Annotated in this window: 11 protein-coding genes; 6 read left to right on the forward strand and 5 right to left on the reverse strand. The window is 70.1% G+C overall.

Annotated features, from left to right (window positions below; genetic code table 11):
- Nucleotides 1-46 precede the first annotated feature (46 nt).
- Nucleotides 47-1,147 (reverse strand): GGDEF domain-containing protein, encoded by a 1,101-nt coding sequence (locus FHT26_RS29165; RefSeq protein WP_168563581.1) that lies wholly within the window; start codon nt 1,145-1,147, stop codon nt 47-49.
- Nucleotides 1,148-1,380: 233 nt separating this feature from the next.
- On the opposite strand from FHT26_RS29165, the gene FHT26_RS29170 reads away from it, so the two are divergent.
- From FHT26_RS29170 to FHT26_RS29185, 4 genes are all read left to right on the forward strand, one after another.
- A complete protein-coding gene (locus tag FHT26_RS29170; RefSeq protein WP_168563582.1) occupies nt 1,381-3,108 on the forward strand; it encodes an ABC transporter permease in 1,728 nt (575 codons plus the stop codon).
- Nucleotides 3,109-3,123: 15 nt separating this feature from the next.
- Entirely contained in the window at nt 3,124-4,428 is a 1,305-nt protein-coding gene (locus tag FHT26_RS29175; protein ID WP_168563583.1) for an ABC transporter ATP-binding protein, read from the forward strand.
- A gap of 245 nt (nt 4,429-4,673) precedes the next feature.
- The gene (locus tag FHT26_RS29180; RefSeq protein ID WP_168563584.1) at nt 4,674-5,579 is read left to right on the forward strand and encodes a hypothetical protein; all 906 of its coding nucleotides are present in this window, start codon (nt 4,674-4,676) and stop codon (nt 5,577-5,579) included.
- Complete coding sequence (locus tag FHT26_RS29185) at nt 5,557-6,444, forward strand: hypothetical protein (protein ID WP_168563585.1); 888 nt, start codon at nt 5,557-5,559, stop codon at nt 6,442-6,444. The genes FHT26_RS29180 and FHT26_RS29185 overlap by 23 nt, the downstream gene beginning before the upstream one ends.
- Before the next feature lie 21 nt (nt 6,445-6,465).
- On the opposite strand, the gene FHT26_RS29190 is transcribed toward FHT26_RS29185, so the two are convergent.
- Entirely contained in the window at nt 6,466-7,593 is a 1,128-nt protein-coding gene (locus FHT26_RS29190; RefSeq protein ID WP_168563586.1) for a sigma-54 interaction domain-containing protein, read from the reverse strand.
- 123 nt (nt 7,594-7,716) lie between these two features.
- Nucleotides 7,717-8,895: a murein transglycosylase A gene (gene mltA, locus FHT26_RS29195; protein ID WP_168563587.1), complete on the reverse strand. Its 1,179-nt coding sequence runs from the start codon at nt 8,893-8,895 to the stop codon at nt 7,717-7,719.
- A gap of 224 nt (nt 8,896-9,119) precedes the next feature.
- Between mltA and FHT26_RS29200 the strand changes: the two genes are divergently transcribed.
- Nucleotides 9,120-11,207, forward strand: a complete 2,088-nt coding sequence (locus FHT26_RS29200) for an NHL repeat-containing protein (protein ID WP_168563588.1) — start codon at nt 9,120-9,122, stop codon at nt 11,205-11,207.
- A 6-nt stretch (nt 11,208-11,213) separates the two neighbouring features.
- Here the strand turns inward: FHT26_RS29200 and FHT26_RS29205 are convergent, their stop codons facing one another.
- On the reverse strand, nt 11,214-13,262 hold the full coding sequence (locus FHT26_RS29205; protein WP_168563589.1) for a site-specific recombinase: 2,049 nt from the start codon (nt 13,260-13,262) through the stop codon (nt 11,214-11,216).
- A 10-nt stretch (nt 13,263-13,272) separates the two neighbouring features.
- Nucleotides 13,273-13,647, reverse strand: coding sequence for a Co2+/Mg2+ efflux protein ApaG (gene apaG / locus FHT26_RS29210; protein WP_168563590.1), 375 nt, complete (start codon nt 13,645-13,647; stop codon nt 13,273-13,275).
- 204 nt (nt 13,648-13,851) lie between these two features.
- On the opposite strand from apaG, the gene rpe reads away from it, so the two are divergent.
- Complete coding sequence (gene rpe, locus FHT26_RS29215; protein WP_168563591.1) at nt 13,852-14,535, forward strand: ribulose-phosphate 3-epimerase; 684 nt, start codon at nt 13,852-13,854, stop codon at nt 14,533-14,535.
- Nucleotides 14,536-14,981 lie beyond the last annotated feature (446 nt).

Here is a 14,981-nt window from a genome sequence, read left to right on the forward strand (position 1 = left end):
GATCCTGACACCCTTTGTCAGCAGAGTTCAGCAGCCGGTCTGCCAGTCAGCCGACCACCGTGCCGTCGCGGCCGCGCAGCTTCGCGCGGTACATCGCCTTGTCGGCGCGTTCGATCGCGGCCTGCAGCGCCTCGCCGTCGCCGCAGGTGCTCAGGCCGGCCGAGAAGGTCAGCCGCAACCCCGGCACCACCTCGTCGAACGGCGCCGCGGCGAGGCCGGCGCGCAGCCGGTCGACGCATTGCAGCGCCTGCGCCTGCGGCGTCGACGGCAGCATCAGCAGGAATTCTTCGCCGCCCCAGCGGCCGAGCACGTCGGTGTCGCGCAGCGCGGCCTGCGCCGCGTCGGCGAAGATCTTCAGCACCCGGTCGCCGGCCGCATGGCCGTGCTCGTCGTTGATCGGCTTGAAGTGGTCGAGGTCCATCAGCACCAGGCTCAGCGGCTGACCATGGTGCTTCTGGCGCCCCCGCTCGGCATCGAGCAGCTCGGTCAGGTGGCGGCGGTTCACCAGGCCGGTCAGGTCGTCGCGGGTGGCCAGGTGGTGGATCTTCGCAAGTGCCGCCTGCAGCTCGGCCTGGCGCTGCCGCAGCTTCGCGCGCAGCCGGCCCATGCTGACCGCCAGCGCCGACATCGCCGTCATCAGGATCACGCAGAACAGGAACTGGATCGCTTCGACGTGCGGCGGGAACTGCGCCGGGTCGGTGCGCGATTTCCACAGCATGACGCCGCCCAGCAGCGCCAGCGCCTGCGCACCCAGCAACCGGGCTTCGCGCGGCGACATCACGAACATGCCCCACACCAGGTTCAGCAGCATGATCGCCATCACCGCGCCGCGCAGCTGCGGGTTGATCGCATAGCCCCAGGCGGTGATCGCGATGCCGAACACCGATTGCGGCATCGTCAGCGACGGGTCGCTCGACAGCCGCTCGCTGAGGCCGCTGCGCACCAGGCCATAGAAGACCGAGATGCCGGCCAGGCTGGTCGCGCACAGCCACGCGGCCGGCGCGGCCTGCATCATGCCCAGGTGCACCTCGAGCCAGCACACCGCCGAGAACAGCAGGTAGACCGCCAGCGCCAGCAGCGTCAGCCGGGCGTGGCCGCGCCGGCGCCCGGACGGACCCCACAGCAGGTCGCCGACGGGGGCGGGCATCGCGCTCACGGGAGGGCAGGACAGGGCATCCGCGGGATTGTAGGAATGCGGCACCGGCCGTCACCCCGGATCCACCCCCGGAGGCCGGGGGGCGCGAATCGGGGGTGGTCCGGCCGATGCGACACACGGCGCAACACACGGCCGGGCATGCGCGCCCGCACCGGGCCGCGGGCCGACACCCGCAGCGACGACAATCGCCCGGCGCCCGCACCACCCCGTCCTTCCACGCACCGATGACCGACAAACGCTTCTTTCCGCGCCAGGTGGTCGAGTCCGGCGGCAACCGCTGGGATTGGGCGCTGCTGCCGCTGGTGCTCGCGCTGCTGGTGCTGCTGGCCTGGGGCGGCACGCAGATGGCGCGGCCCTACCAGCTGGGCGAGGTGCTGCCGCTGACGCTCGACCCGACGGCGCTGCCGTACTACCTGCTGCGCACCACGCTGCGCATGTTCCTCGCGCTCGGCGCCTCGCTGCTGTTTGCCTGCGCGTTCGCGGCGCTGGCGGCCAAGTACCGCGCTGCCGAGCGGGTGCTGGTGCCGCTGCTCGACATCCTGCAGTCGATCCCGATCCTCGGCTTCCTGTCGATCACCGTCACCGGCTTCATCGCGCTGTTCCCGGGCAACCTGTTCGGCGTCGAGTGCGCGGCGATCTTCGCGATCTTCACGTCGCAGGCCTGGAACATGGCCTTCAGCCTCTACCAGTCGCTGCGCACGGTGCCGCCGGAGCTGCAGGAGGCCTCCCGCGTGTTCCAACTTTCAGGCTGGCAGCGCTTCTGGCGGCTCGAGCTGCCGTTCGCGATGCCGTCGCTGCTGTGGAACATGATGATGTCGATGTCGGGCGGCTGGTTCTTCGTCGTCGCGTCGGAGGCCATCGCGGTGTCGCAGCAGAGCATCAAGCTGCCCGGCATCGGCTCGTACATCGCGCTGGCCATCGAGCTGCGCGACCTGCACGCGATCGGCTGGGCCATCGGCGCGATGCTGGTCGGCATCGTGCTGTACGACCAGCTGTTCTTCCGACCGCTGCTGGCGTGGGCCGACAAGTTCCGCTTCGAAGAGGGCAGCAGCGATGCCGCGCCGTCGTCATGGCTGCTGACCTGGCTGCGCCGCACCGAACGGCTGCAGCCATTCGCGCTGCGCATCGTGGCGCTGTTCGGCCGCTCGCTGACGCTGTTCCGCCGCCGCCACGACGGCACGTCGATCCGTGCCCGCGCGCGCCCGGCCGGTGCGGCGCTGCAGCGTGCGTGGGACGCGTTGCTGGCCGCGGCGGTGCTGATCGCGCTGTGGCACCTGCTGCGCTTCATCCACGCCGAGGTCGGCTGGGCCGAGGCCGGGCACGTGCTGGTGCTGGGCTCGATCACGCTGCTGCGCGTGCTGGTGCTGACGGCGCTGGCCGCGCTGGTGTGGGTGCCGGTGGGCATCTGGATCGGCCTGAACCCGCGCTGGTCGGGGCGGCTGCAGGGGGTGGCGCAGTTCCTCGCGGCGTTCCCGGCCAACCTGATGTTCCCGGTGGCGGTGCTGTTCATCGTGCGCTGGAAGCTGAACCCCGACGTGTGGCTGTCGCCGCTGATGGTGCTGGGCACGCAGTGGTACCTGCTGTTCAACGTGATCGCCGGCGCGAGCGGCATCCCGACCGAACTGCGCTATGCGGCGCAGAACCTGGGCCTGTCGGGCTGGCTGCGCTGGCGCCGTTACCTGCTGCCGGCGGTGTTCCCGAGCTTCGTCACCGGCGCCATCACCGCCAGCGGCGGCTCGTGGAACGCCAGCATCGTCGCCGAGTACGTGACCTGGGGCGACACCACGCTGCAGGCCAAGGGGCTGGGCAGCTACATCGCGCACATGACGGCGGTCGGCGACTTTCCGCGTATCGCGCTCGGCATCGGCGTGATGTGCCTGTTCGTGATGGGCATGAACCACCTGGTCTGGCGCCGGCTCTACCGGCTGGCCGAAGACCGCATGCATTTCTAGGAACCGGGAACCGGCATGAAGACCTTGATCGAACTGAAGGGTGTCGGCAAGTCGTTCCGCTCGGCCGACGGCAGCGCGCGCGCGGTGCTCGAAGGCGTGGACTTCCGGCTGGCCGAGGGCGAGATCGTCTCGCTGCTCGGGCAGTCGGGCTCGGGCAAGTCGACGCTGCTGCGCATCCTGGCCGGGCTGATCCCGGCCGATGCCGGCGACGTCGCTTACCGCGGGCAGCCGCTGCACGGTCCGGCGCGCGGCATCGCGATGGTGTTCCAGTCGTTCGCGCTGTTCCCGTGGCTCACGGTGCAGCAGAACGTCGAGCTCGGTCTGGAGGCGCGCGGCATGGCGCCCGACGAGCGGGCGGCGCGGGCCCTGGCGGCGATCCAGCTGATCGGGCTGGCGGGCTTCGAGGGCGCGCTGCCGCGCGAGCTGTCGGGCGGCATGCGCCAGCGCGTGGGCATCGCGCGGGCGCTGGTGGTGGAGCCAGAGATCCTGCTGATGGACGAGGCCTTCTCGGCGCTCGATGTGCTGACCGGCGAGCGGCTGCGCGAGGAGATCCTCGCGCTGTGGACCTCGCGCCGCATGCCGACCAAGGCGATGCTGGTGGTCTCGCACAACATCCAGGAAGCGGTGCTGATGGCCGACCGCGTGCTGATCTTCGCGAGCGACCCGGGGCGGGTGCGCTGCCAGCTGTCGGTGCAGCTGCCGCGTCCGCGCGACCCGGACAGTGCCGAGGTGCGGCAGCTGGTCGACGAGGTGTATGCGCTGATGACGGCCGGCACCGGCCGCCGCCCGGCCGGCGAGCCGACCGCGCTGCCGCTGGCGCACCGCCTGCCGCAGGCCGACGTGAGCCGCATGGACGGGCTGCTGGAGCTGCTGGCCGACGACCTGTTCGCCGGCCACGCCGACCTGCCGAAGCTGGCCGAGGAGACCGAGCTGGCCGACCACGAGCTGCTGCCGCTGACGCAGGGGCTGTCGCTGCTCGGGCTGGCGCAGCTGGCCGACGGCGACCTGCACCTGACGCCGCTCGGGCGGCGCTATGTGGACGGCGACCACACGCTGCGACAGCAGCTGTTCGGCCAGCAGCTGCTGGCCAGCGTGCCGCTGGCCGCGCACATCCGGCACAGCCTGGAGCAGGAGGACTCGGGCGAGCTGCCGCAGGAGCCGTTCCTGCGCCTGCTCAGCGACAGCCTCGATGCCGCCGAAGCCGAGCGCGTGCTGCGCACCGCGATCGAATGGGGGCGGCACGGCGAGGTGTTCGAGTACGACTATCGAACCGGGGTGATACGACTGCCGGAGGGGCGGCAGGAGACGGCGGAGGGGTGATGGCCGCGTGGATGCGCCGGGAGGCGTGTCTCGGGCTCGGGGAGATCACTTGAACGCGATCTGTCGATGGGAGTGATGGAGCGTTGCGGGTGGCCGGGTACGCCTGCAGAGTAGCGCCACTCCACAAGTCGCATCGCCCAGGCATCGGGCGGCCACCAGCGCCGCCCCTTCACGGAACTCTTCTCCATCGTGGAACTGAGTTCGCTTGAAATTCAAACATGCCCCAGCGGCCTCGGGTGACGGCGATGAAATCCCACAAACAGATGGTTCTTGCCGTCGGGTTGGCTGCAGTGGCCGTGGTCATTGGGGTTCAACTCATGTCCGACACTCGATCGACCTCGCACATCGAGGCGACGCTGACACCGTCGATGCGCATGAACGAACCGCCTGCGAGCACCCCTGCTGGCGTCGATCGTTCAATTCTTGCTGCCCCGGCGGCGCTGTCGTCGCCTGCGGCGTCTGCCGTTCCCGCCGACAACGATTGGCAGCGAACGTTCGCCACGGCAAGAGACTGGCGAGCTTTCGCACTGGCGGCAAAAAATCATCCCGAGTCGGGAGGACGGTTCTATGCGATTCATGCCGCCAATCTGTGCGCGCGAGACAACCTGAGCATTCAACAAATTGCTCAAGCAGGCCAGGCCAAACAGTTGACCGCCACCGGCACGGTTTCCAACGAGCGCTTGGCATTGACGGATTCTTGGGTGACACGTTGCGGTGCATTCGTTCCGGCGGAAGCCGGGGAACTGGTCGATTCACTGAGGGCGCTGGCCAAGGATGGGGCAGATCCGCTGTTGGTCGCGAGGCAGACGCTGCTGGACGCGAAGAAAAGGTCCGACGCGACCGAGGTGCGGGAATCGGTGCGGCGGATGTTGGCCACCGGCGATTCGCTGTTGTTGTCGGCGGATGACCTGCTGATGCTGGCCATGTCGTTCCAGCCGAAGAACCCGAACGAGAGGTCGTACTGGTTCGACGGGAAGAGCTATGACGTTTTCGATGCGTCGGGCGATGCACTGATGCTCAAGATGCGAACGCAGTACCTCCAATCCCCGGGCGCCTCTCCCGACAGATTCCTGCAAGTTCTCGCGCTGGCAGACAAGGTCAGAGGCGCAATCCAGGCACGGAATGTCGATGCGTTCGTCCGGCCGGGTTGAGAGCTCGGTCGCCTGCACGCCGGTCCTTTTGATGGCCGCTCTCGCGGCCCCGGCCCACGCCCAGACGCTGCGCTTCGATCAACCGTTCTCGCAGCAGGTCGCCCACCAAGGCTTCGGTCCGGTCGTCGACGTGCATGTTCGCGGCCGGACCGAAAGCTTCGTTCTCGACACCGGTTCATCGCCGAGCCTCGTCGTCTCGGAAGCCGCACCGCGCTTGCGTGCTCGCGCGGGCGGTCCGACCTGCCGGCGTCCCTTGCAGATCCAGCTTGGCAAGGACGTGACCGTGCCTGTTCCGTGCGAGGTCATCCCGACCATTCCCGAGTTCGCTGCGGCAAAGCTCGCGGGCATGCTGAGTCCGCAGCAACTGGCGCCGAACGATCTCGTGGTGATTGACTTTCCCTCGATGCGGCTGTTCGCGTTGCGTGCAAGTGGCGAGCCGTTCGACGACTTCCGCAAGCTCTATCCCGGGCGGTCCGGCTTGCGCCTGCAGCGCGTCGGCGAATCGATCGGTGCGATGCTGGTCCGTGGCGCCGGGGGCGATCGCGCCGGAGTGCTTGTCGACATCGACACCGGTCGGCCCTACACGCAGTTCGCCAGGCGTTATCTGGAAGGCGCATCGATGGCCGGCTCGTCCGCAACGCTGTCGGCGACGGGAGCTCGATCCGTCCGCCAGCAGTCGTTGCAGGCGCAGCCGCTTCGCATCGGGTCCGCCGTGATCGCATCCGTCCGCATCCGGAGCCGCGAAGAGGCAGGTGTCGCGGCCGGCATCGTCTACGAAGGCTCCCTCGGTCGGGATGTGCAGCAGAACTGCGCCATCGGCATTCCACCTCGCCAGCAACGGCAGGTGTACCTCGCCTGTCGCTGAACTGCAGCGAAGGCCGGAGCTTCAGGCCGTCTCGACATCCAGCTCCTCATCCACCTCCCCACGCGTAGACAGCGCCAGCAACCCATGCCGCTTCAGCAGCGTGCGCAGCGTGTTTCGCGTGACGCCGAGCAGTCGCGCGCTCTGCACCTGGTTGTCGTGGCAGCGTGCGAATCCGCGCCGCACCACCAGCGCCTCGATGGCCGACAGCAGCTGCGGGTGCCGGCTGTCCATCAGCACATCGACGGCGCGCTCCAGCGCGACCAGCGGATCTGGCGTGGGCGACTGCCCCGCGGGCTGCGGCGCGGTCGGTGCGGCGGGCGAAGCGACCGCACCCAGGAAACCGAGCGGCGAGAAGCGGCAGTCGCCCGCGCGCACGATGCCGTCGCGGCAGACGATCAGCGCGTAGTGGATGACGTTCTCCAGCTCGCGGATGTTGCCCGGCCAGGCGTAGGCCAGCAGCGCACTGCGCGCCTCGGGCGACAGCTGGGTGCCGTGCAGCGACAGCTTGCCGCCGAACACCCCGATGAAGTGGCGCGCGAGCGGCAGGATGTCGCCCGGGCGGTCGCGCAGCGGCGGCAGCTCGATCGTCGCGACGCTCAGGCGAAAGTACAGGTCGGCGCGAAAGTGCTGCGCCTCGACCGCGCGGTGCAGCTCGACATTGGTCGCCGCCACCAGCCGCACGTCGAGCGGGATCGCGCGCCGCGAGCCGAGCCGCACCACCTGGCGCTCCTGCAGCACGCGCAGCAGCTTCACCTGCAGCGCGAGCGGCAGGTCGCCGATCTCGTCGAGGAACAGCGTGCCGCCGTTGGCCGCCTCGAACCAGCCGGCGCGCGCCTGGTGGGCGCCGGTGAACGCGCCGGACTCGTGGCCGAACAGCTCGGCATCGATCAGCGATTCGCTGAAGGCGCCGCAGTTCACCGCGATGAACGGGCCGGTGCGCCCGCTGCGCTGATGGAGGTGGCGGGCAATCAGCTCCTTGCCGGTGCCGGTCTCGCCGACCACCAGCACGGTGGCATCGCTGCCGGCCACGCGCTCGACCTGCTCCAGCACGGCGAGCGAGCGGGGGTCGTGGAACAACAAGGCCTTGGCCCGGATCGAGAGGGCCAGGCCGGCGGACTCGGGCAGGGTGATCAGGTGATCAGCGGACATGCGGTGGTGGAAGACGGGCACGGTGGCGGGATCTGCACAGTAGGTGCCCTGTTCCGTGTTGCCAACGCAGCATTTCGCGGATGGATATGCGCTGCCCGGCCGTGTGCTTGTGGTTCCGTCAGCTCACGACCGCGGCCACAGCACCCACAGCCGCAGCGGCTGCTTCATGCGCCCCGCCTGCTGCTCGGCCGTTTCGCCCCAGCCCCAGAAGTAGTCGGCCCGCACCGCGCCGGTGATCGCGGTGCCGGTGTCCTGCGCCATCACCGCGCGGCGCAGCGGCGTGGCGCTCAGCGGCTCGGTCGCATCGACCCACACCGGCGTGCCGTACGGAATGCTCTGCGTGTCGACCGCGATGGACCGGCCCGGCGTCAGCGGCACGCCCTGGCCGCCCTTGGGCCCAAGCTGCGGGTCGGGCAGCGGCTCTTCGCGGAAGAAGATCACCCGCGGGTTGGCCCACAGCATCTCGTTCAGGCGCTTCGGATTCTTGCGCGCCCAGGCCTTGATCGACGGCCACGAGGCCTGCTCCAGCGTCATCTCGCCCTGGTCGATCAGCCAGCGGCCGACCGACTTGTATGGCTGGTCGTTGTGCGCTGCGAACGCGACGCGCAGCAGCTTGCGCGTGCCGTCGGCCTCGGTGAGCTGCAGCCGGCCCGAGCCCTGGATCTGCAGCACCAGCGCATCGAGCGGGTCGGCGATGTAGGCGATCTCGCGGCCGCGCAGCGCGGCCTGCGCGGCACGCACGGTGTCGAGCTGCTGGCGCGTCCAGTAGGGCTTGCGCGTGGCCAGGTCGGCCGGCGGTGCGTACAGCGGGATGCGGAACGCGCCGCGCGGCACGCGGCTCGCTTCGACCAGCGGCTCGTAGTAGCCGGTCATCAGGCCGTCGGTCGCGCCGTCGAGCGTCTCGACGCGCCACGGCTGCACGCGGTTCTGCAGGAACACCCGCACGCTGCCGTCGGTGATGGTCGTCAGCTTCTGCGCGTCGGCGCACAACTTCGTCCAGTCGGGGCCGGGCTTCTCGCAGCTGCGCAGCAGCGCGGGCCACAGCTCGGCGGTGCTGTCGAACTCCCAGCCGGGCAGGTCGGTCCACGCGGCGCCGACCCAGCGGCTGCGCGCGCGCGTCAGCACCGGCTTGTCGCCGGGCGATGAAGCAGAGGAAGGGACCGGTGTGGCGGCCGGCGCATTCGCGGCCGGCTCGGGCGGCACCGGTGCCACGGGGGGGTATTGCAGGCTCGCGCAGCCGACCAGCGCGCCTAGAATCGCCGCCGCCATCCACCAGCGGCCGCGGCCAGGGAACATCGTCATGGGTCTGATTCTCGTCGAAGCGCTGGGCGCGCTCGCGGTGCTGCTGCTGATCGTGTGGTGGACGATGTTCGCGGGGCGCAAGAAGGGCGAGCGGCGCCACGACGACGAATGACGGGGACGCGAGGATCACGGGTTCACACCGTGCGCGATCTCCCGCAGCAAGAGGACGCGATCCAGCCGGCGTGGTGCCGGTGGACGCGGCAGGAACGAACGGAGGAGGAAGCATGCAAGTCATTCGTGCTCGCCGCGCCATTGCGGGCGGCTTCATGGCGTGGGCCCTGGCCGCCTGCGGCGGCAGCGGAGGGGCGGGCGGGGGCGGCGATGCGGGTACGGCGACACCGCCGAACCCGCCGACCGAGGTCACGGCCGGCATCAGCCTGCTGGCCGGCGGGCTGGGCGGCCGCGGTGCCGTCGACGGAGCGACCCGCGATGCGCGGCTTTGCTTTCCCGGCGCGATGGCCCAGGGCGCCGATGGCACGGTCTACTTCGTGGACTGCGGCGCAATACGCGCCTGGTCGCCGAACGGGGTGGTGAGCACGGTCGCCGGGTCGCGCGTCTCCGAGATCGGCGAGCGCGATGGTCCTGCCGCCAGCGCGCGCTTCAATGCGGTGATGGGACTGGCGGTCGATGCCTCCGGCACCATCTATGGGGCCGATCCGGACAGCAAGACCCTGCGCCGCATCGCGGCCGACGGGACCGTGAGCACCGTGGCCGGTTCGCCCGGGGACGCGCGGGCCGTCGACGGCAAGGCGGCCGAGGCCCGCTTCCTCGAACCCTACTCGCTGGTGTTCGACACCGCCGGCAACCTGCTCATCGGCGATCGCCATGCGATCCGCCAGCTGTCCCCGCAAGGGATCGTCAGCACCATCGCGGGCCTTCCCGGCGAGATGGGCGCGACCGACGGCCCGGCGCCTGACGCGCGCTTCAACGGTGCGCCGCGCGCGCTGACGACGGATGCCGCCGGTGCGCTCTACATCAGCGACTGGTTCTCGATCCGCAAGCTGTCGGGCGGGGTGGTGTCGACGGTCGGGCACGGACCGCTGCCCTCGGATTCCCCGAACTCGTCGAATGGCGACCTGGGCGGCCTCGCCTTCGATGCCGCAGGCTCGCTGCTCGTCAGCCAGGGAGGCTTCAGCATCATCGACCGGGTGGCCGCGGATGGCAGCATCGGCTGGTTGAGCGGCGGCCTGGGCATCTGGGACTGGGCCGACGGCCCGGCCGATCAGGCGCGCTTCGCCTACCCGCGGGCGCTGCTGACGCTGCGCAACGGCGACACGCTGGTGGCCGATTCCGACAACGCGGTGCTGCGTCGCGTGGCGGTCGACGGCAGTGCGAGTACCGTGCTCGGCTCGCCGCCGAGGCGAGGGCATGCCGACGGCACCGGCGCGGCGGCGCGCCTGCGTCTGCCGCGCGGCGTGGTCTCCGACCGCGATGGCAACCTCTTCGTCGCGGACTATGGCAACCACTGCATCCGCAAGATCACGCCCGCCGGCGTGGTGACGACGTTCGCCGGCAAGCCGAACGACTCGCGCACGATCAACGGACAGGGCAGCGACGCGAGTTTCGCGATGCCGGTGTCGCTCGCCATCGATGCAGCCGGCAATCTCTACGTCGCCGACGAGCAGGATGCGGTGATCCGCAAGGTCACGCCGGCTGGTGCGGTGTCGACGCTGGCCGGGGCGCCCGGCCAGCGCGGCAGCGTCGACGGGCCCGGCGGCACGGCGCGCTTTTACGTGCCGCGCAGCGTGGCGGTCGACGCAGCCGGCTTCGTCTACGTGGCCGATGCGGGCAGCCACGCGATCCGGCGCATCTCGCCGGCGGGCGCGACGACCACCCTGGCCGGGCTGGCCGACCACCCGGGGCGCGACGACGGCACGGGCGATGCGGCGCGCTTTTACTTCCCGGTCGCGCTGGCCGTGGATGGTCCGGGCAATGTGTTCGTTGCCGAGCAAGGCAATCACACGGTCCGCAGGATCACGCCGGCCGGTGTCGTGACAACGGTGGCCGGCAAGGCCGGCGAGGCGGGGCGGGTGGATGGCGCCGCAGCCGCGTCGCGCCTCTTCCGGCCGAACGCGCTGGCCTTCGATGCTGACGGCAACTTGTTCATCTCGGACGAGGCCAACAGCGTGCTGCGCCGGCTGGCGCCGGACGGCGTCGTCAGCACGGTAGCGGGTCGTGTCGCCTCGCGCGCCGTCGTGACGGGCGCCGATGGACGCTTGAACGAGCCGCAGGGCCTGGCCGTGCTGCCCGGCCTGCCGCGGCGACTGGTGGTGACCGACGAGAACGCCATCCTCGTCGTGACGCCGCACTGAGCCGCTTCACCCCTTCGGCGGCACGATGAACGATCCCGGCCGCTGCCACAGCCGCCGCCGGATCGCGCTGTAGATGCGGCTGCGGTCGGTGAGGCGGATGCCGCGCGAGCGCAGCGCCACCTTGAACGCCAGGAAGAAACTGGCCGCGAGGTTCAGCCCGCCGGTCACCGCGATGCCGGCCAGGCACCACCAGAACGGTGCCTGGTGCAGGATGTCCGGGCCGAGCGCACCGACCGCCGCCGCCAGCTGCCCGGTCGACAGCGTCACGTGCCGCACCTCGATCGGCAGCGCGAAGAAGCTGGCGACCGCCGGCACCAGGCCGAGCATCAGCCCGAGCGAGATGTTGGCCGTCAGCCCCGAGATGTTGTTGCGCCAGTAGAGCGACCAGCGCTGCGCACGCGCCGCACCGAGCCGCGCGACGATGCGCGGGTTCCATGCGATCGCACTGTCGAGCCGGTGCCAGACGAACCAGTTCTCGACCCAGCCGGCGATGATGGAACTCGCGAACAGCAGCACGCCGGTGAAGGCCGCGTAGAACGGCGTCGGCCCGAGCAGCGACAGCGTGTCCAGCACGTGCTGCGCGTCCTTCGCGCCGATCAGCGGCGCGCCGAACGCGGCCGTCCACGCGAACTGCGCGGTCAGCACCAGCGGCGTCACCAGCGCCAGGTTGCCCAGGATGCCGGCCGCCTGCGAACGGATCAGGTGCGCGACCTCGTCGACGAAGCCCTCGACCGCGGCATCGTTCGACACGTCGCCGAGCTTGGCCGCCATCGCCGGTGCGGTCATCGCCGGCTGCTTGGTCGCCACCGTCCAGTGCATCAGGTGGATCAGCACGAAGCTGCCGGCGTAGTTGACGCCCGCGAAGAAGCCGGCCCAGAAGGTCGACAGCCCGAGCGCCAGCACGAAGAACTTCATGAAGGTGGTGCCGGCCAGCACCGCGCCGCCGCCGGCCGCGGCGCGCAGCATCTGGCGGTACTCGCTGCGGTCGCGGGTGATGTAGTGTTCGCCGGTCTCGGCGCTGCGCTCGGCCACCTTGCGCGCGAGCAGCGAGTAGTGCCGCGCGAACAGCGCGCGGATGCTGCGCCGCTCGTCGGCGGTGCGCACCAGCGCGGCGATCAGCCGGGTGATGTCGCGCCCGGGCTCGGGGCTCAGCACGCAGATCAGCAGGTCTTCGATGCGCTGCGTGCGTTCGCGCAGCTGCTCGACGGCGAACACCACGTCGACCGAGACGCCGTGCGCCTCCAGGTGCAGGTGAACGCTGTCGGCGCAGCGCCGGCAGGTGTCGAGCAGCGCGCGCAGGTACTGCGCCTCGCGCAGCAGCGCCGGCAGGTCGCCGCCCTCGGCGTGCGTGCGGATCCGCTCGGCCACCAGCGCCAGCTGGCGGAACGGCTGCGACACCAGCAGCTCGGGGCTCATGCGCTGGCGCACCGTGGGCGAGAAGCCGGTCGCGCGGATCGCGCTCGCGAGGAAGGTGATCGCGTCGAGGAACGGCGCGCGCCAGTTCGGCCCGCCGGCACTCGTGGCGGCGGCCGGCGCGAGCAGCGCGGTCAGGCGCTCGAGCGTCGGGTCGTCGAGCGCGTCCATCCACAGCGCGTCGCTCGACTGCGGGAACAGCAGGCCGAACAACTCGGCCAGGTCGGTGGTGGCCGGCGTGCCGGGCAGCAGCCGCAGGCGCAGGCGCTGGCCGAGTTCGCCGGACAGGTCGCGGCGCGGCGAGAAGCCGAAGTCGGCCAGCAGCGCTGCCACGTCGACTTCGCGCCAGAAGCGCGCCAGCAGCGCCGCCACCTCGGCCTGGTGTTCGGGGTGGCGCTCCAGCACGTTCAGCAGGTGGCGCAGGCGCAGCAGCGGCATCGGCGTGGCGGTCGGCCCGCTGGAGAGCGCGCCGTCGGCCGGCAGCGTCGCATGGCGCAGCCATTCGAGCAGGCGGATCAACCACAGGTGGCGTTCGGGCAGGCCGGCCGACGCATCGGCCGCGTTCAGCAGCGCGCTCAAGTCCCACGGGCCCGGCCGGGCCTTGCCTTGCGTCTTGATCGACGCCTTCTTCCGCCCGAACATCGTGCGGCCGTCAGTGCAGTGTCGACGCGAGCGACAGGCCGAACTCCGGCACCGGCGCGTCGAACGGCGTCGCGTCTTCGGTCATGCAGAAGAAGGTGCCGCGCATGCTGCCCTGCGGCGTGGCCAGCCGCGTCCAGCTGGTGTACTCGTGGCTGTCGCCCGGCTGCAGCAGCGGTTGCTGGCCGACGACGCCCAGGCCGCGCACCTGTTCGACGCGCCCCTGGCCGTCGGTGATGACCCAGTGCCGTGCGATCAGTTGCGCCGCGACGTCGCCGCTGTTGCGGACCGTGATCGTGTAGGCGAAGGCGTAGTGGCCGGTGGCGGGGTTCGATTGCTCGGGCAGGTGACGCACGGCGACCGAGCAGGTGAATTCAGGATGGGCCATGAAGGATTATGGCTCCCCAGTCGCTGTGCTCCTGCCTTGCAGGCCGCGCTCGGCCAGAGGCCCAGCCCCTCGCCAGGGGGCGCGTCCCGGCGGCCCGGCAAAGCCGGTTCCGCGGGAGTTGCTTGCTCGGTCGCTCGCTGCGCTGTGCTCAGGGAGGCGCGGCTGGAGCCGTCTAAAATCCTGCCCTTTCGCCGGCCGTCCGCCATGACCACCTACCGCATCGCCCCCAGCATCCTGTCGGCCGACCTGGCCCGCCTCGGCGACGAGGTGCGCAACGTCATCGCCGCCGGCGCCGACTGGATCCACTTCGACGTGATGGACAACCATTACGTGCCCAACCTGACCTTCGGTCCGATGATCTGCGAGGCCGTCCGCAAGCATGCGGTGCGGCCCGACGGCAGCCCGGTGCCGCTCGACGTGCACCTGATGGTGCAGCCGGTCGACCCGCTCGCGCTCGCGTTCTGCAAGGCCGGCGCGACCACCGTCACCTTCCACCCCGACGCCAGCACGCATGTCGACCGCACGATCCAGCTGATCCAGGCCGAGGGCTGCAAGGCCGGGCTGGTGTTCAACCCGGCGATGCCGCTGTCGGTGCTCGAGTACGTGATCGACAAGATCGACCAGGTGCTGATCATGAGCGTGAACCCCGGCTTCGGTGGCCAGAGCTTCATCCCGATGGCGCTGAAGAAGATCGAGCAGGCGCGCCGCCTGATCGACGCGAGCGGGCGTGACATCCGGCTGGAGGTCGACGGCGGCATCAAGATCGACAACATCCGCCGCGTCGCCGACGCCGGTGCCGACACCTTCGTCGCCGGCAGCGCGATCTTCGGCCACCCGGACTACCAGGCCGTCATCGATGCGATGCGCCGCGAACTGCGGGCCGCCTGAATCGGGCGTCGCGACCCAACACGGTGCTTTGTTCGGGGAAACAATCGAAAACCCCGTGAATTCTTCTGGCCTGACGGTGGTATTTTTCGCGCTGGATCGTGACGCCAGGCCAGCATCGAAGCCTGTTCGGAGCGCCATGCAAGCCAGCAACCTGAAAACGTAACCTGTTGTCAGGAAAGCAATTTTCCGGGTTTATCCTCGGGTTTGGCCCGCATTGACGGGTGGTATTACTGGTACTAAACTGGTACCTAACGGGTCGTTTTGTGCCATGTACTTGTGCAGGCACGCTGCTTGCCTAAGCCGCTCAGGCCCTTTATCTGCACAGGAGTTCGCGTCCGATGAATTTTTCGCAGCGACAACGCGATCCCCGGCGGCATGTCGTCGGGATCGGCTTTGTCATTTTGTTTCACGCGGCGATTGTTTATGCGCTGCTGACCGGGCTGGCC

It is taken from the genome of Rhizobacter sp. SG703 (genome assembly GCF_012275445.1).
Classification (GTDB): Bacteria; Pseudomonadota; Gammaproteobacteria; order Burkholderiales; family Burkholderiaceae_C; genus Rhizobacter.

What these genes read in the sequence shown, in the direction of transcription:
- FHT26_RS29175 (WP_168563583.1), top strand. Translation starts at nt 3,124, where the DNA reads ATGAAGACCTTGATCGAACTGAAGGGTGTCGGCAAGTCGTTCCGCTCG.
- FHT26_RS29190 (WP_168563586.1), bottom strand. Translation starts at nt 7,593, where the DNA reads ATGTCCGCTGATCACCTGATCACCCTGCCCGAGTCCGCCGGCCTGGCC.
- FHT26_RS29185 (WP_168563585.1), top strand. Translation starts at nt 5,557, where the DNA reads ATGCGTTCGTCCGGCCGGGTTGAGAGCTCGGTCGCCTGCACGCCGGTC.
- FHT26_RS29165 (WP_168563581.1), bottom strand. Translation starts at nt 1,147, where the DNA reads ATGCCCGCCCCCGTCGGCGACCTGCTGTGGGGTCCGTCCGGGCGCCGG.
- FHT26_RS29170 (WP_168563582.1), top strand. Translation starts at nt 1,381, where the DNA reads ATGACCGACAAACGCTTCTTTCCGCGCCAGGTGGTCGAGTCCGGCGGC.
- rpe (WP_168563591.1), top strand. Translation starts at nt 13,852, where the DNA reads ATGACCACCTACCGCATCGCCCCCAGCATCCTGTCGGCCGACCTGGCC.
- apaG (WP_168563590.1), bottom strand. Translation starts at nt 13,647, where the DNA reads ATGGCCCATCCTGAATTCACCTGCTCGGTCGCCGTGCGTCACCTGCCC.
- FHT26_RS29205 (WP_168563589.1), bottom strand. Translation starts at nt 13,262, where the DNA reads ATGTTCGGGCGGAAGAAGGCGTCGATCAAGACGCAAGGCAAGGCCCGG.
- mltA (WP_168563587.1), bottom strand. Translation starts at nt 8,895, where the DNA reads ATGACGATGTTCCCTGGCCGCGGCCGCTGGTGGATGGCGGCGGCGATT.
- FHT26_RS29200 (WP_168563588.1), top strand. Translation starts at nt 9,120, where the DNA reads ATGCAAGTCATTCGTGCTCGCCGCGCCATTGCGGGCGGCTTCATGGCG.
- FHT26_RS29180 (WP_168563584.1), top strand. Translation starts at nt 4,674, where the DNA reads ATGAAATCCCACAAACAGATGGTTCTTGCCGTCGGGTTGGCTGCAGTG.